This is a genomic window from Marvinbryantia sp. (assembly GCF_047017445.1).
In the GTDB taxonomy this organism is placed as follows: Bacteria; Bacillota; Clostridia; order Lachnospirales; family Lachnospiraceae; genus Marvinbryantia.
This window is the reverse complement of sequence record NZ_JBKXTT010000001.1, coordinates 18,399-34,281: the sequence shown is the minus strand read 5'-3', so window position 1 is coordinate 34,281 and position 15,883 is coordinate 18,399. Positions and strand designations below refer to the sequence as shown.

The 15,883-nt window shown below is 49.3% G+C and carries 13 protein-coding genes, 1 tRNA gene and 1 pseudogene; 12 read left to right on the top strand and 3 right to left on the bottom strand.

The window, feature by feature from the left end; genetic code table 11:
* Positions 1-11: 11 nt before the first annotated feature.
* From ACLU9Q_RS00165 to ACLU9Q_RS00145, 5 genes are all read left to right on the top strand, one after another.
* On the top strand, positions 12-6,737 hold the full coding sequence (locus ACLU9Q_RS00165; RefSeq protein WP_412624492.1) for an Ig-like domain-containing protein: 6,726 nt from the start codon (positions 12-14) through the stop codon (positions 6,735-6,737).
* A gap of 274 nt (positions 6,738-7,011) precedes the next feature.
* Complete coding sequence (gene infC / locus ACLU9Q_RS00160) at positions 7,012-7,506, top strand: translation initiation factor IF-3 (protein WP_296834057.1); 495 nt, start codon at positions 7,012-7,014, stop codon at positions 7,504-7,506.
* A 59-nt stretch (positions 7,507-7,565) separates the two neighbouring features.
* The gene (rpmI, locus tag ACLU9Q_RS00155) at positions 7,566-7,763 is read left to right on the top strand and encodes a 50S ribosomal protein L35 (protein WP_296834059.1); all 198 of its coding nucleotides are present in this window, start codon (positions 7,566-7,568) and stop codon (positions 7,761-7,763) included.
* A gap of 25 nt (positions 7,764-7,788) precedes the next feature.
* Entirely contained in the window at positions 7,789-8,145 is a 357-nt protein-coding gene (gene rplT / locus ACLU9Q_RS00150; protein ID WP_296834062.1) for a 50S ribosomal protein L20, read from the top strand.
* 130 nt (positions 8,146-8,275) lie between these two features.
* On the top strand, positions 8,276-9,367 hold the full coding sequence (locus ACLU9Q_RS00145) for a beta-galactosidase domain 4-containing protein (protein WP_412624491.1): 1,092 nt from the start codon (positions 8,276-8,278) through the stop codon (positions 9,365-9,367).
* 110 nt (positions 9,368-9,477) lie between these two features.
* On the opposite strand, the gene ACLU9Q_RS00140 is transcribed toward ACLU9Q_RS00145, so the two are convergent.
* Positions 9,478-9,561 (bottom strand) — tRNA-Leu (locus tag ACLU9Q_RS00140).
* Between the two features lie 191 nt (positions 9,562-9,752).
* On the opposite strand from ACLU9Q_RS00140, the gene ACLU9Q_RS00135 reads away from it, so the two are divergent.
* The 7 genes and pseudogenes from ACLU9Q_RS00135 (at position 9,753) to hpf (ending at position 13,582) form a co-directional block, all read left to right on the top strand.
* Positions 9,753-10,058 (top strand): DUF6442 family protein, encoded by a 306-nt coding sequence (locus ACLU9Q_RS00135; protein ID WP_412624490.1) that lies wholly within the window; start codon positions 9,753-9,755, stop codon positions 10,056-10,058.
* A 4-nt stretch (positions 10,059-10,062) separates the two neighbouring features.
* Entirely contained in the window at positions 10,063-10,269 is a 207-nt protein-coding gene (locus tag ACLU9Q_RS00130) for a helix-turn-helix transcriptional regulator (RefSeq protein WP_302592510.1), read from the top strand.
* Between the two features lie 81 nt (positions 10,270-10,350).
* A pseudogene (locus tag ACLU9Q_RS00125) lies at positions 10,351-10,830 on the top strand (MGMT family protein).
* 82 nt (positions 10,831-10,912) lie between these two features.
* Complete coding sequence (locus ACLU9Q_RS00120) at positions 10,913-11,278, top strand: nuclear transport factor 2 family protein (protein ID WP_412624589.1); 366 nt, start codon at positions 10,913-10,915, stop codon at positions 11,276-11,278.
* Positions 11,279-11,305: 27 nt separating this feature from the next.
* Positions 11,306-11,842 (top strand): hypothetical protein, encoded by a 537-nt coding sequence (locus ACLU9Q_RS00115; RefSeq protein WP_412624489.1) that lies wholly within the window; start codon positions 11,306-11,308, stop codon positions 11,840-11,842.
* Positions 11,843-12,090: 248 nt separating this feature from the next.
* Positions 12,091-12,873 carry a phosphoribosylformimino-5-aminoimidazole carboxamide ribotide isomerase gene (hisA, locus tag ACLU9Q_RS00110; protein WP_412624488.1) on the top strand — a complete coding sequence of 261 codons (783 nt, stop codon included), beginning with the start codon at positions 12,091-12,093 and terminating at the stop codon, positions 12,871-12,873.
* A gap of 178 nt (positions 12,874-13,051) precedes the next feature.
* The gene (hpf, locus tag ACLU9Q_RS00105; protein ID WP_296908230.1) at positions 13,052-13,582 is read left to right on the top strand and encodes a ribosome hibernation-promoting factor, HPF/YfiA family; all 531 of its coding nucleotides are present in this window, start codon (positions 13,052-13,054) and stop codon (positions 13,580-13,582) included.
* Positions 13,583-13,969: 387 nt separating this feature from the next.
* On the opposite strand, the gene ACLU9Q_RS00100 is transcribed toward hpf, so the two are convergent.
* Both ACLU9Q_RS00100 and ACLU9Q_RS00095 read right to left on the bottom strand, forming a co-directional pair.
* Positions 13,970-14,209, bottom strand: coding sequence for a hypothetical protein (locus ACLU9Q_RS00100; RefSeq protein ID WP_412624486.1), 240 nt, complete (start codon positions 14,207-14,209; stop codon positions 13,970-13,972).
* A 51-nt stretch (positions 14,210-14,260) separates the two neighbouring features.
* The gene (locus tag ACLU9Q_RS00095; RefSeq protein ID WP_412624485.1) at positions 14,261-15,643 is read right to left on the bottom strand and encodes an ISNCY family transposase; all 1,383 of its coding nucleotides are present in this window, start codon (positions 15,641-15,643) and stop codon (positions 14,261-14,263) included.
* Positions 15,644-15,883: the final 240 nt, after the last annotated feature.

Sequence of the window (15,883 nt, the reverse complement as noted above, 5' to 3'; positions counted from 1 at the left end):
GAGGGAGCAATATGAGCAAGAAAAATGCATGGAAACGCATAGCTGCGTGGATACTGACGGTGGCAATGATCACCGGAAGCAATTCTTTCGTGGTACTTGCGGAGGAGCTGGCTGAAGTGCCGGTACAGGAAGCAGTTGTGCAGGAAACAGCTGCGGAACCGGCGGAGGTTTCTTTACAGGAGGAAGCCCCGGCAGTGGAGGAAGCGCCCGCTGAGATAGCGGAGATCGCAGAATCGACGCCGGAGGAGATCCCTGCGGAAGCGGAGGCTTCTGCGGAGGAAGAAATCCCTGCGGAGGAAGAGATCCCTGCAGAAGCTCCTGCGGAAGCGCAGGAAACTGTTTCTGACAGCACCGAAGAGACGCTGCCGGCGCAGGAGACGGGAGCCGTCGAGGCGGCGGAAACACCGTCAGAAGAGGCGGGTGCAGAGGAAGAACCGGCGGACACGGCCGTTTTAGATGATGAGGAAATCATCATAGGCGACGAGGGGCTGGAGCAGGAAACTCTGCCGGAGGACGTCGGAGAGGCGATCACGATGGCGCTGATGGCGGAAAGCGAAGAGGAAAACTCGGATCGGTACTATCTTGAGTGGCAGTATCGGGACGATTCCAATTGGCTTCTGAATGGAGAAAGCATGACGGTTGGAAGCGCTCTGCGTCATGAATTCCGGGATGAAAACAACCAGGACCAGACAGAAATGGTTGACGCTTATACGCTGAAACTGGTAATTGACGGAAACGAAACCGAATCATACACTACGGAGTATGCGGTAGTAAAGGTTGTCGATGGAAATCAGATAGAGGTAACTTCGCTGAAAAAAGATCCGTTTCCGGAGAATGTTGATATCCCTGTCCGGGCATATGTCGGCGACATTGCTGTAGCTGAGGAGAATTTCTATGCAGCTATGGGCGGGCAGTACGTCAATATCTTCCCGATAGCACGGGATTATAATCCGGGCATCGGCGAGACGATCGACATGAACGACGGCCTGCAGCTCATGGAATACAACATGGACGGCGAGGCAAGGGATGTTACGCATGATCCGGATTACCGTGTGATCCTGGTGAGCAGGGAGGCGGATGAGAACGGCTATGCGACTGACGTATGGGAGGTCGTAGAAGGCACAGAAGATGAGCTGATCCCGACGCTGAGAAGAATCAGCACGAGCGGCACAAATTTTGCGCTGATCGCGCAGAGCAGGGTTTATGATGAGAATGGAGAAATCCAGCTTGACGAATCCGGAAACGAGTGCTGGGAAGATCGCGGCAGCAGAAATTATAATTTCGGTGAGCTGGGCTATGACATCTGGCTGGACGGAAACGATCTGCGCGGCGGAGATCATACGTGGGTATACACGGATGAGGATCTGACGATCCCGGTTCACTATGACGAACTGCCGGAGAACTGCGAGATCGAATGGCTCGCCGGAAGCTGGAATGAAGAAGCGAATGACATAACGGACCGGCTGGATCCGGCTGGCGGATACTATACCGTCAATGAGGATCACAGCATCACGCTGCACGGGCAGGCTCTGGCAGAACTTCTTGCGCAGGGACGCGAGGGGATCGATCTTCATGTGGTTCTGAAGGTCAACGGCACAGAGGTTGACAGAGACGGCACAGGCTTTATCGTCCGTGAGCCGTATTATGATTACCAGTGGCAGGTTGGCGACATGGCGCAGCTTCCGAACTGGGATCGCGGCGTGGATAAATATATTAACTGCTACGTAGAAAACGGTGAGTATCCGTATGGGCAGGATTTTGAAATAACTGTTACAGATATTCAGGTTGAGAACGATGCGGAAAGCCCGGATGCGGTACAGTGCGATCCGTGGGAGGATGGCAGGGGATGGAACCTGCACATGAATACGCAGGGACACGCTGTTGTGACGCTTACCTATATTCCGGCCGGCGGTACGGAAGCTTCGGAAACCTATAGCTTTGAAATCTGGGTGGGCGGCGACGTCTGGGATTTATGGCTGGAGTCCAGCACGGATATCGACCACCTTCTGCCGGGAGCAAGCCTTGATCTGCGGGCATACGAGGCGCGTCAATGCTATGATGAGCAGAATGGATATTACGATGGCTCCACCGAAGGCACCTGGCTGGAATATGAGATCACGGAGAATGCGGATGCAGTTGCTGTTGAGCAGGATGCAGAGGATCCGATGCTCTTCCATGTGACGGCAAATGAGGTTATGGAAGATAAAGATGCCCGTATTGTATTCCGCCTGATGGCAAATGACGAAGACGGTAATCCGTACGAAATTGTTTCGGCGGAACAATGGATACATATAAGAGGAGAATATTACCAGCTGACCATTGACAAGAGCAAGGAAGAAATCGAAAACCTTGCATGCGGGGAAAGCATTACCGTGACGCCGAAGCTTTGGAGCTACAGCACGGGGCAGGAACCGGGTTCAGTGGATATGCCGAGACAGTATCGCTGGGAATATGATAACAATGCACTGGAAATCAAGCTGGCGAGCGGTAATCCGGATAACGGAAGCGGAGTATCGTATACTGTGAAAAAGCTGCAGAACTGGGACACAGACGCCACATTGATCGTGGATCTTCCGGATGAAAACGGAAACTACGGGGAAGCGACAAGAATCAATCTGCACTTCAGCTCTCAGAATTATGATATCGACTGGAGAGATGGTCTGCGCGGCGGAAACCATACATGGGTATTCACGGATGAGAATCTGACGATCCCGCTGAATACCGATAATCTGCAGGACAAAAACTGCACGGTGGAATGGATCGTGGGTACCTGGGATGAGGAAAGAGAAGAGACGGTAGACCTTGTGGATCCGAATGGCGGTTACTATACGGTTAATGAGGATTCTAGCATTACCCTGCACGGCGCACAGCTGGCTGAGGTGTTTAACGGGGATCATAGCTGGGCAAATATCGAAGCCTATGTAACTACAGTGGATGGAATTGAAGTCAGCCGCATCGGTACCGGTGTGGAGGTGCGTGAGACGCGCTATGATTATGACTATCCGCTGAGCGACTACGGAGCGAGTCACATGCTGCCGAACGAAAACCTGAATATTGGCAGCGGCTTTGGCTGCAATGTGGAAAATGCGGAGTATCCGTGGAGCGAGTACCTTGATGTGCCATACAGCAGTGTGGAGATTCTCGGCGAAGGTCATGAATGGGACGAGGAAGCCTATCAGAATGGCGGAGAGCAGAATTATGACGTTCCGGAAAGCGAATGGTTCATTTCGCTGGAAGGAAATGCGGAAGAGGGCTGGAGGCTGCAGTCGGATGGCGAGGGCTTTGGCTTTGCACATGTGCGTATAACCTTTACGGATGTGGAAACCGGAAAGCCGGCTGAATATGATTTCCCGGTATTTGTCGACGGAGTGGTTTATGAATTCAACTGGTATTATTCGGATAGCCGTGATATTATGCTGCCAAACAGCCAGATGGATATTACCACAACGGTGCGCCGCCGCTATGTTGCGGAGGATGGAAGCAACAGAGAGGAAATGGTGGAAGACTACCGGCTGTCTGTGAACTGGGATGAGGGAGAGCCTACGTATGACACGAACCTGCTGGAGATTACGCCGGAAGGCAGGACGCTCCATGTGGCTTCGAATGAGAATCAGGGTTCGACGAACGTCCATGTGCGTGCGCTGGCAAGAGATGAGGAAAGCGGAGAAGAGTATGAATTCACCGGAGGAGATTTCACGGTAAATGTCTGGGACAGCTATCAGGTACTCCGCTTTGAGAATATGCCGGAGGATATCCAGCCGCAGGTAGGAGAAACGATCGATATCAATGCGTTTGAGCCTGTTATCTATGAATGCGGTCAGGGGAATTCGCAGGGAAGTCCGCTGTCAGAAGAGGATATGGAAGACTATCGTATCAGTCTGAGACGTTCCGAAAATAATGAGATCGGCTGGGATGAGAACGCATGGAGGATCGTGGAAGGTACGGAAGAAAATCTGATCCCGGTGCTGCAGAGAACCGGCGACTGGAGAACCGGCATCACAGTATATGTGGAGCAGCGTTCGCGCAATGATGACGGTTCGCCGGAGCTGGATGATAAAGGAAATGAGATCTGGCGTGAGGTTTGCAGGAGAGATCTGGAGTTTGACAGTCTTGGATATGAGGTATACTTTGACGGCGCCAATATGCGCGGCGGAAATCATACCTGGGTATTCAATAACGAGGATCTTACGGTGAACCTGTGCATGGAAAATATCCTGGTTGATCCGGAAAAGATTTCTGTTGAGTGGCAGATCGGCACCTGGAATGACGAGACGCAGAGACTCGAGAATATTATTGACGATGAGAACGGCGAATATTACGAGCCGGTCAAGAACGACGGTGTGTTTGGCATTGTGCTTCACGGCGCGAAGCTTGCAGAGATTTATAACGGGGACAATTCCGGATGCAATTTAAGAGGAATCGTCTATGTGGATGGAATTGAAATCTGGCAGGTAGACACCGGTGTGGGTATCTGGGAACCGTCATACGAAATTGAGGATGACGGCACCGACGATCTGCTGGTTGGCGAGAGTTTCTTCTACGACAACAACAGTATGTGGGGCTTTGTGCAGGATGCGCGTTATCCGGATGGAACAGATCTTACCTACACGATCAGGGACATCAGAAGTTCAGATGAGAATGTATGGAAGGTTACGAAGAATGAGGAAGGCCAATGGGCGATTAACGCAGTCGGCGTCGGCGCGGCGGAGATCACCTATGATCTGACTCATGAGGAGCTGGGCGACGTTACCTATACGCGCACAAAAATATCAGCAGAAGATCTGTATCGTGTGGATGCAATGACGGATACACAGACATTCTGCCTGCTGCCCGGAGCATCTCTGAATCTGCAGCCGGTTGTTTACCACGTTTACTACGATGAGAACGGCGAGGTGTGCCAGGAGTTCCTGAAGGATGGCTATACCATAAGCTATCAGTATGACGATGGTATGATCGAGCTTGAAGACGGAAGAGTAACGGCGAGAGACAATCAGGGAGAAACCGGAGTTGGCATTACGGCAGAGATCCAGCTTGCAGACGGCAGTATTTATACATATACTGGTTGGTATTCGATTTACATACAGGATGGTTACGATGTGCTGGAAGCAGATGAGATCTGCGTGGAACCGGGACAGACAGTAACGCTGGAGGATGTAAACGCAGTACTGAAGAATTATTCGACGGAGACGCCGGAGGGAAGTGTGCTCAGTAATGCGGTGATCCGCTTTGATGTGTCGGGTAATCCGAGACTGACTGTCAGCGAAGACGGCAGGAGCGTTACCGTAAGTGCACCGGAGCTGACGGCGGAGGATGAACCGCAGACGGTGTACCTGAAGCTGAAAGCGTATATTCTGGATGCAGAAGGCAATCCGGTGGTAAATGAGAACGGAGAAACAATAGAATTCTTTGGATGGCCGAAGACGACGCTTTGCGTACATACCTGGGATGCAGGTGTGATCGCGCAGAAATCTACCTGTGTAGAGCATGGCGTGAAAGTGTTTACCTGTACCAAGTGCGGCGCAGAGTATACAGAGGAGCTGCCGCTGGCAGCGCACAGCTGGGATGCCGGCAAGGTGACGACGCAGGCAACCTGTGCGAAGGAAGGCGTAAAGACCTATACCTGTAAGGTGTGCAAGAGCACAAAGACAGAGAAAATAGCGAAGACGACAGCGCACAGCTGGGATGCAGGAAAGATCACCAAGAAGGCAACCTGTACGGCAAACGGCGTAAAGACCTATACATGTAAGGTGTGCAAGGGAACGAAGACCGAAGTGGTGAAGAAGCTCGGCCACAATTATGATACGAAGTATACCGTAGATAAAAAAGCGACCTGTACGGCAGAGGGAAGCAAGAGCAGACATTGTACGCGGTGCGGCGCGAAGACTTCGGTGACGAAGATCGCGAAGATTGCGCACAAGGGCGGAACTGCAACCGTTCTGGCGCAGGCAAAGTGCTCAGTTTGCGGACGGGCGTACGGCAGCAAGCTGAAACCGGTGCTGAAGGTGACGGCAAACAGCCTGAAGATGAAGGTAAAACAGTCCACAACGGCATTTAAAGTGACGTCTATGGGCAAGGGCGACTCGGTAGTTTCCGTAACGTCCAGCAACACCAAGGTTCTGAAGGTATCGGGGCTGAATAAGACAAAGGGCACCTTTAAGCTGACTGCACAGAAAAAGGCGGGCACCTCTAAGCTTACGATTAAGCTGAAGAGCGGGCTGTCCAAGACCATTACGGTTACGGTGCAGAAGGGTACGGTGAAAACGACCTCTATCAGCGGACTTCCGTCGAGCACTACGCTGGCAAAGGGAAAGACGACCACGCTGAAGCCGGTACTTGCACCGGTGACGAGCCAGCAGAAGGTTACGTATAAATCTTCGAACAAGAAGATTGTTACGGTATCCTCGAAGGGCGTTATTAAGGCAGTGAAGCCGGGTAAGGCGACCATTACCGTAAAATCCGGCAGCAAGTCGAAGAAGGTTACTGTAGTGGTAACTGTCAAGACAACAAAAATTACCGGAGTACCATCAAAGGCTACGGTAAAGAAGGGCAAAACACTGACCTTGAAGGCGAAGCGCACACCGTCCGACAGCACGGAGGCGATCAAATATACGACCTCCAATGCGAAGGTGGCGACCGTGTCCTCCAAGGGCGTGATCAAGGGTGTGAATAGGGGAACCGCAACGATTACGGTGACGAGCGGCGGAAAGAAAGTGACCTGTAAAGTAACCGTAAATTAGTACAAAAAACTGTAACCGTAAATTAGTACAAAAAACTGTTGACAGTTACGCGCGTATGTGCTAGGATATCAGAGTGTGAAAAGAAAGCAGAGTGTCCACTCTCACCGCAGCACAGGTGCGTGACTGCCGGTTAATATGCTGAAAGATACCAGAAGGCTGCAGATGCGGCGCCGGTATTTCAAAAGGTATGTTTGCGTGGATGGCTTTGCTGTCCACGCTTTTTGTATCAGGTGAAACGCATTTAATATGGAGGTGTACAACAATTAGCGAATTAATGATTAACGAACAGATCAGAGACAAGGAAGTGCGTCTGATCGGGGAACATGGAGAACAGCTTGGCATTATGTCTGCAAAGGATGCTATGAAGCTGGCGCGGGAGGCAGAACTGGATCTGGTGAAGGTTGCGCCGATGGCAAAACCGCCCGTCTGCAAAATTATCGATTACGGCAAATACCGTTATGAGATGGCGAGAAAAGAAAAAGAAGCCAGAAAAAAACAGAAAACCATTGAGGTTAAGGAAGTTCGTTTGTCACCAAATATTGATGTGAATGATCTGAATACGAAGATCGGGGCAGCCAGGAAGTTTCTGGAAAAAGGAAACAAGGTGAAGGTAACGCTTCGTTTCCGCGGCCGCGAGATGGCTCATATGCAGAGCAGCAAGCATATCCTCGACGATTTTGCCAAGGAGCTGGAAGATATCGCGACCGTAGACAAGGCAGCAAAGGTGGAAGGCCGCAGCCTTACAATGATTTTGACTGAAAAGCGCTGACTGCAAAAGCAGTGTTTTTCGGGGAAACAGTAAATTATATTTAAGGAGGAAACATAAAAATGCCGAAAATGAAGACCAGCAGAGCAGCTGCAAAACGTTTCAAAATGACAGGTACAGGAAAATTAAAGAGAAACAAAGCTTATAAGAGCCATATCTTAACAAAGAAATCTACCAAGAGAAAGAGAAATCTCAGAAAAGCAACCATCACGGATGCTACAAACTTCAAGAACATGAAGAAGATCTTACCGTATTTATAAGAAGGATTGAAGGAGGAATTAAGACATGGCAAGAGTAAAAGGCGGCATGAACGCAAAGAAAAAACATAACAGAACCCTGAAACTGGCAAAAGGCTACAGAGGCGCCCGTTCCAAACAGTATAAGATTGCAAAACAGTCTGTAATGCGCGCGCTTGCAAGCTCCTATGCAGGAAGAAAGCAGAAAAAGCGTCAGTTCAGACAGCTCTGGATCGCACGTATCAATGCGGCTGCAAGAATGAATGGTCTTTCCTACAGCAAAATGATGCACGGTCTGAAGGTTGCAGGCGTGGATATCAACAGAAAGATCCTTGCAGATATGGCGATCAACGATGCAGAAGGCTTTGCCACACTGGCAGAGCTTGCAAAGAGCAAGATTGCATAATCACAGGTGTGATACAGGCTGCTGCGAACGGAGTGAGCAGTAACTGATACAGGGCGGTGTACAGATAATGTACACTGCCTTTCTTGCGTTTTGAGGAAAAATACAATATAATGAAGCAGGAAGGCATCCCATGATAAAAAACGGGATATACAGGAAAGAGAACGATAAAATGCAGATAACGGAAATAAACATCTATGCGCAGGCAGAAAAAGAGGGCGGAACGGGAAATCTGGAGGTCGTGATGCACTGCAAAGGGCAGGACGGCGGCTTTGTGTGCGCGCAGCTTCTCTCGCAGGAGGGGCAGGAGGAGGACCGTATTTTTCCGGTGCCGACAGAGGAAGAGATCGATTTCTGTATGCAGGTGCCGTCTGTACGTCTGTGGGACATGGAACGCGCATACCTGTACGAGCTGGTGCTGGAGCTGCGCGACGAACGGATGCGCCTGCTTGGATGCACGGTAAAAAAGCTTGCATTCCGAAATGCCAAGCAGACGCAGGAAGGGTTTTGGCTGAACGGCCGGAAGGTTTCGCTGCACGCATGGCATTGTACGGAGGAAGAACTGCGGACGGCGCTGGAGGATGCGTCTGGCTGTCCGGCGGAACACGCCGTCGGCACTTTTGAGAAAAAAATACCGGGCTGCCGGGTGGAAACTGATCTGGTTTGCCATGAGAGGAGGCTGCGCCGGTACCTTGCCGCGGTCAGGAGGGGGCATTATAATGCGCTTTCTGTTGAACGGTGGAATACAGAAAAACAGGATGAGCAGAACGGGCGGACTTTATCAGCGGAAGGGCGGCAGGAAGATACGGCCCGGGATACCTGGTTACATGAAATGCTTACGGAGCTTTGCCCGGAATACGGGTTGTATTATGACGGGAAGGCTTTGGCGGACAGTCGCAGGTCAGTGTGTGTTCCCGACTTTGAGCTGCAGGTCGCACAGGAGGGTGTACTCCTGGAAAATCACTGCGTCTTTGCCAACGTATCAGAGTACGAGCTGCGCTATGCGCTTTCCTGTGATGGAAACAGCATCTGCGCGGGGAGCCTTTATGCGGATGTGCCTCCTGGAAGCGGGCGCTACATCGAGCTGCCGTTTGCTGCTCTGCACGAAGCCGGAGAATACCTCTACCGTGCCTCGCTGCATCTGAAAAGGGATATGCCCTGGGCAGAGCGCGGCTATGAGATCGCCGTGGGTGAGAGCGTAATTTCCAATCTGTTTTCAGGGTGAAATTACAGTCGTGTATGCATGGCAACCGAAAGGACCTGCCGCCGGCAGCTCCCTTCGGATGCAGGGCAACAAAAAACCCTGTATTCACTTCGAATACAGGGTCTTCGTCATGCGGAAGATGGGACTTGAACCCACACGACGTTGCCATCACTAGATCCTTAGTCTAGCCTGTCTGCCAATTCCAGCACTTCCGCAAGCAAAAAATATTATAGCACCAGGTTATAGATTCGTCAACAGGAAATTTAAAAAAATTTCAAAAAGTTTTCGAAAAGTTTCCGATACGGAAGCTCTGCAGCGGTTGCCAATAAAACTTGGCGAAACATATTGACAAGTTTACTTGGAAATGTTATACTGTTTGCAAACAAAACTTGGCAGGGAGAAGAACATGGATAAAGAAGAGATCTTAAGAAAAGCACAGAGTGAAAAAGAGGACGAGAGAGAGCGTCAGGTGAAGGACAGATCTATGATGTGGTCCTATGTGGCGATGGTGATTGCGGCGGCAGTTTTTTCCTTCATCCGTTCAGAGCAGGGGCTGCCGATGATGGATCTGACGGCGACGGTCTGCTTTTCGGTGTCGGCGAATTATATATACCGATACGTCAAAATCAGAGAGACGCAATATCTGCTTATCGGGCTGCTCATGCTCTGCGTGGCGATTTTCGCAGCAGTCAGATTTATGATGGGACACTGAGAATATGGATGGAAAACTGGAATTAAAAAATCATATAAAAGAAGCCCGCGCAGAGAAAAAGCTATCGCAGGCGGCGCTGGCAGAGATGGTCGGGGTATCGAGAAACACCATCAGCTCCATAGAGACAGGACAGTTTAACCCGACGGCAAAGCTGGCGCTGCTCTTGTGCATCGCGCTGGATAAAAAATTTGAGGAGCTGTTTTACTTTTAGACGGGGATCGAAAATTTTTTATAATCGTCTCATTGCATAGACTGTCAAAATAAGGTATGCTTTTTGCAGGAGGTGGCGGATATGGGAAATGAGGACAAAAAGGATTTTAACGCGATGCTGCAGGACAACAAGGATATGCCGAAATTTCAGACGATCACAGATCCAAAAAGCATTGAATAATACGGGGGAAGCAGAATGTATTTTGCACCGCCGATGGATTATGACAAGGTGATGCGGCGGGTTCCGCGCGGCAAAGTGATTACCGTTGGAAAAATTCGCGAGCATTTTGCGAAGCTGAGTGGAGCGGATTTTACGGAACCGATCACGGCAGGAATATTTGTCTCCATTGCGGCGTGGGCAAGCTATCAGTGCGCGGAGAATGAGACACCTTACTGGAGAACCCTGAAAGCAAACGGGGAATTAAATGAAAAATATCCCGGAGGAGCGGAAGCACAGAGGAAAAAGCTGGAGGCGGAGGGGCATACAATCATTTCAAAAGGGCGGAAAAACATTCGGTATTTTGTGAAGGATTATGAGAGCGTTCTTTTTGAACTGGAATAGAAAAAATATCTGCCGGAATTCTTTGAGGGTAAAGAGAAAATTATGTGAGGAAAAAAGTGTGAAACAAATAGGCAGTGGAAAAATGGATATCTGTGAATTTTGGAAATATGTTCTTGCGCAGGACGCGGATAAAATCAGAGGATATTTTCACGAGGATGCTTATGTCAACTGGCATTGTACCAACGAGCATTTTTCTGTAGAGGAATTTATAAGAGCAAATTGTGAATATCCCGGCGACTGGGCTGGCGAGGTGGAAAGAACGGAAACGGCAGGTAATGTGATCATCACGGTTACACATGTGTATCCGCAGGATAAATCCCTATCTTTCCATGTGACGTCATTTATAAAAATCGAACGTGATAAAATTATATCCGTCGATGAATATTGGGCGGACGACGGGGAAGTGCCGCAGTGGAGAAAAGAGAAACATATTGGAAAGCCTATTTGATGCATTCAGTGGGAAAAGGAGCGTACAATGTCTGAAAAAATGAGCGTTAATCAAACGGAATATACTATTAAAAAACTGCTTGGGCATGGAAAGGGCGGTTATTCTTATCTTGTGGAAAAAGAAGGAAAGCAATATGTGCTGAAGCAGATCCACCATGAACCATGCGATTACTATTCTTTTGAAAATAAAATCGAGGCGGAGCGGAACGATTATAGGCGGCTGCTGGCAGCGGGCATCCGGATTCCGGGGATGTTGGAGCTGGATATCGCGCAGGAGCGGATCGTAAAGGAATACATTGACGGGCCTACCATCTATGAGCTTGTCAGAGACGGCGCGATGAAAGAAGAATATTTTTCACAGGTGCTTGAGATGGCGGCGCAGGCACAGGCGGCGGGTTTAAACATCGACTATTTTCCGACGAATTTTGTGGTGCAGGACGAGCTTCTGTATTATATTGACTATGAGTGTAATTCCTATATGGAAGAGTGGAGCTTTGAAAACTGGGGAAAGAAATACTGGTCGCAGACGCCGGAATTCCTGGAGTATGTGACCAGTCATGAGTGATTTTGCGAAGAATGAGAGGCAAGCTTCCATAGTCCTTGAATGTAGTATCACCGTGGCGACACTAACGCTTTTTGCACGTCCACTTATTGGCAGGACTCTCCTTTAATATTATCTTATCAGAAGAAGTTGTTTTGTCAATGTGTTTTCACATTTTTCTTGTGTCTTTTTTGTGAAATATGATAATATCAAAGAAAACAGGATCGGCGGAACCACGACTGGTAAGTCGCAAGAAAGGAAGGCAAAAAATCATGCGTTTTCGACCATGTATTGATATTCATAACGGAAAGGTAAAGCAGATCGTCGGCGGTTCGCTCCGCGACGAGGGCGATGCGGCGCGGGAGAATTTTGTGTCGGAGGCGGACGCCGCCTTTTACGCAGAGTTTTATAAAAAGGATGATCTGCGGGGCGGTCACATCATTTTGCTGAATCCGGAAACGTCGCCGCACTACGAGGCGACGAAGGAGCAGGCGCTGCTGGCGCTTCGGGCATGGCGCGGCGCGCTGCAGGTGGGCGGCGGCGTCCGCGACGACAACGCCGCCTTCTGGCTGGATAATGGAGCTTCCCATGTGATCGTGACAAGCTTTGTCTTTAAGGACGGCAGACTGAATTACGAAAATCTGGAGAAGCTTGTGCGCGCGGTAGGCAAAGAGCGCCTGGTGCTGGATCTAAGCTGCCGGAAAAAAGAAGGCGCATATTGGATCGTGACGGATCGCTGGCAGAAATTCACGGATGTAACGCTGACGGAGCAGGTGCTCGATGAGCTTGCCGGTTACTGTGATGAATTTCTCATCCATGCGGTCGACGCGGAGGGAAAGGCAAACGGCATCGAGACGGAGCTTGCTGCGCTGCTTGGCGGCTGGGCCAGGATTCCGGTGACGTATGCAGGCGGCGTCGGAAGCTTCGGGGATCTAAAAGAGCTTCAGCGTCTCGGACGCGGAAAAATCGATGTCACGATCGGGAGCGCGCTTGATCTGTTCGGAGGGACGATGAAATATCGCGAGGTGCTGGAGTTTATAAATGCGGGAAATTGATGCCGTTTGACCGCGCTATTCGCAAACGATCTTTTGGAGTTTTGGTTAAAAGTTTGTGAAATTTCGCAATTCCGATTGAAAAATCAGACAAATTGTGGTATCCTTGAAGTATGACGAAAGCGGTAAATTTTAACAGTGTTTCCGCTTTCGGATAAAATGACGGAAAAGGAGTGATCGTATGAGATTTACTATCAGCGGAAAAAACATCGAGGTTACAGAGGGGCTCAGAAATACCGTTATAGACAAGCTGGGCAAGCTGGAGAGATATTTTACTCCTGACACAGAGATCATCGTTACCATGAGTGTGGAGAAAGAAAGACAGAAAATTGAGGTTACGATTCCGGTAAAAGGAAATATTATCCGCTCCGAACAGGTGAGCAGCGATATGTACGTGTCAATCGATCTGGTAGAGGAGGTAATTGAACGGCAGCTCCGCAAATATAAAAATAAACTGATTGCAAAACATCAGGAGGGCAGCAACTTCCGCCGTGAATTTATCGAAAAAGAAGAGAGCGTCGAGCCGGAGGAGGTTAAGATCATCCGCACTAAACATTTTGGCATCAAGCCGATGTACCCGGAGGATGCCTGCATCCAGATGGAGCTTCTCGGACACAACTTCTTCGTATTCTGCAATGCCGAGACAGAGGAAGTAAACGTGGTGTACAAGCGCAAAGGAAATACCTACGGTCTTATTGAGCCGGAGTTTTGATAAATCACCTGGACATTTAAATATTATGCAGCATGATCCCGCGCGGGCAGACGCCGCGCGGGATTTTTATAAAAAATTTTTACGCGCGGGATTTTTATAAAAAATTTTATGTCAAGCATTTTTGAAAATGTCCCGAAAAAACTGAAACATTAGCACCGGTTTTCCGGTGCTGATTTCATATGGCTACGTGGCAGATGTCCTCTGGAAGCTTAGGGCTCTGCCCTAAGAACCCGCAAGGGACCTGTCCCTTGACCCATAATCGGGCCCTGCCCGAACCCGCCCCGCAGGGGGCAGGAGAAAGGGCATATATCCTTTCTCCTTAGAAACAGCGTTTTCCGTGAGGCTTATCTCAAGAGACTTTCGCGGCATAACGGGGCCCCAACCCCATTATTCCACGGTTCTCCTGACAACGCCTCCGCTCCCTGTTCCTTCCGCCTTTTTTCGGGCGATCTCCTCACGGATCAGCCGTTTTACGGCTCCCTGTTTTGACGGCTGTTCCCAAAACCAGCGGATGATATCAAGGTCTGTGCGGAGGTTCAGTTTTAAGTAAATTCCCTGTGTATGTTCTTTATCATATTTTTTCTGTGCTTTTGTATGCGCTTCGATGCAGTCGATCCAGTCCCTCATGTGATCTCTCCTTTCGGTAGGTATATACCTATCATCTTTTTCTGCTGCTTTTTATGCTGGAACGTCATCCATTAGATGGTGCTCCTGTGTCTTTACGAATTTCTGGAAAGTTTTGCTGCGCCAGGGATGGCTCATTGGCGGAATATAATGTCTTTTTGCTTTGGGCGGCTGATAGTCTGCATCCAGATCCCGGGATCTTTCCATATGTTCGGGGATCTCCTCCAGTGCATGGACATCCTTGTCATTGACACAGCAGAAAAGGCTTCCGTCAAAAGCCTGGATAACCATTATTTTTGTGCCTTTGCGGTAATGTACCTGTTTCCCTCTGGCGTCCAGCATCCGGTAATGGCGGTGCCGGAACTGGATCGCATGCCCGCAATCCACGGTCCGTTCTGTCAGGACAGCGAGAACCAGGTTGATTTTTTCATTTTCCGGTTGCGTTTCAAACACAGATTTGATACCATTAAGGGGAAGCGCGAACTTCTCATTGAATTCTTTTATGTATGAGTGGAGGAATTCATTGGCAGCATCTATGGTCGTGATCCCTGCTAATCGTAATTCGATTGGCAGGCGCGACTGTAGTGTCTGGTTGAGGCGTTCTACGCGGCCTTTGGCCTGCGGGACACTGCTGGATTCCAGCTGAACACCAAGCTGCTTGCAGGCATAAGCGAATTGGGTATAGGTATCCTCATCAAGAGATGGGGAGTTTTTCTTTTTATAGGTAAATACCGTACGGCGGTCTGTGAAGATCCTGTAAGGGATGCCGTAGGTGGTCAGGATCTGGTGGAATACGTGATAGTAGCCCTTTAAGGTTTCCTGCGTGTCAAACCAGGCTCCGGTGACCCGGCCGGTAGCATCGTCAATAGCCAGGTGGAGGTGCCATACCTGCCCGGGGATCCATTCATAGGGAGTTGCGTCCATCTGCTGCAGTTCCCCAAAATAAGCACATCTTGGACGTCTTGAATGAGCATCTTCAACCGCTACGAGATTGGTTTGGAGCACAGCGGCTTCTTTCAGGCTGCAGGCACTTTTCTTTTTATCCTGAAGCTCCTTTTCCATACGCTTTTTCTTGGCCTTTGTAACTTTCGGAGAAAGAATATATTTACTTTCCAGGATCTTAGCTACAGAAGAAGGTGAGACGCAGATGTGTTCATGGGCCTCAAGGAGTTCTGAATAATGCTGGAAATTAGCATCAAAATATTTTGTAAGGTAGAGATCGATGATGCGATTGCGGGTCTCGTCAGGGATGCTGGTGGACGGTTTACGTCCCCTATTGCCATGGATAAAGAAAGCCTTTCCTTCTTTGCGGTATCCAGCCAGCATACGGTTGATATGGCGTTTGGTGCAGCCAAGGGTGAGGGCAGCCCTGTCCTTATTCCCATCCGGGTGATCTGCCAGAGATTTGATCACTTCGTATTTTTTCTGTTCATCCATTGTAAGTATTACCTTTCTGATAATGATTTCCTCCAATCTAAAATAGATAGAGGATATTTTACCACATCCGGGACATTTTCATATGTGGTATACTAGGACATTATCATAAATGGCTTATACGCGCGGGATTTTTATAAAAAATTTTATTGTGCAAATGCTGCAAAGGTGATAGAATAGTCGGTAGTATGTGTAACTAGGAAGATATGGAATAGTTACCAGTGTATTTAAAAATAAACAGAT

What these genes read in the sequence shown, in the direction of transcription:
- ACLU9Q_RS00165 (WP_412624492.1), top strand. Translation starts at nt 12, where the DNA reads ATGAGCAAGAAAAATGCATGGAAACGCATAGCTGCGTGGATACTGACG.
- infC (WP_296834057.1), top strand. Translation starts at nt 7,012, where the DNA reads ATGATTAACGAACAGATCAGAGACAAGGAAGTGCGTCTGATCGGGGAA.
- rpmI (WP_296834059.1), top strand. Translation starts at nt 7,566, where the DNA reads ATGCCGAAAATGAAGACCAGCAGAGCAGCTGCAAAACGTTTCAAAATG.
- rplT (WP_296834062.1), top strand. Translation starts at nt 7,789, where the DNA reads ATGGCAAGAGTAAAAGGCGGCATGAACGCAAAGAAAAAACATAACAGA.
- ACLU9Q_RS00145 (WP_412624491.1), top strand. Translation starts at nt 8,276, where the DNA reads ATGATAAAAAACGGGATATACAGGAAAGAGAACGATAAAATGCAGATA.
- ACLU9Q_RS00135 (WP_412624490.1), top strand. Translation starts at nt 9,753, where the DNA reads ATGGATAAAGAAGAGATCTTAAGAAAAGCACAGAGTGAAAAAGAGGAC.
- ACLU9Q_RS00130 (WP_302592510.1), top strand. Translation starts at nt 10,063, where the DNA reads ATGGATGGAAAACTGGAATTAAAAAATCATATAAAAGAAGCCCGCGCA.
- ACLU9Q_RS00120 (WP_412624589.1), top strand. Translation starts at nt 10,913, where the DNA reads ATGGATATCTGTGAATTTTGGAAATATGTTCTTGCGCAGGACGCGGAT.
- ACLU9Q_RS00115 (WP_412624489.1), top strand. Translation starts at nt 11,306, where the DNA reads ATGTCTGAAAAAATGAGCGTTAATCAAACGGAATATACTATTAAAAAA.
- hisA (WP_412624488.1), top strand. Translation starts at nt 12,091, where the DNA reads ATGCGTTTTCGACCATGTATTGATATTCATAACGGAAAGGTAAAGCAG.
- hpf (WP_296908230.1), top strand. Translation starts at nt 13,052, where the DNA reads ATGAGATTTACTATCAGCGGAAAAAACATCGAGGTTACAGAGGGGCTC.
- ACLU9Q_RS00100 (WP_412624486.1), bottom strand. Translation starts at nt 14,209, where the DNA reads ATGAGGGACTGGATCGACTGCATCGAAGCGCATACAAAAGCACAGAAA.
- ACLU9Q_RS00095 (WP_412624485.1), bottom strand. Translation starts at nt 15,643, where the DNA reads ATGGATGAACAGAAAAAATACGAAGTGATCAAATCTCTGGCAGATCAC.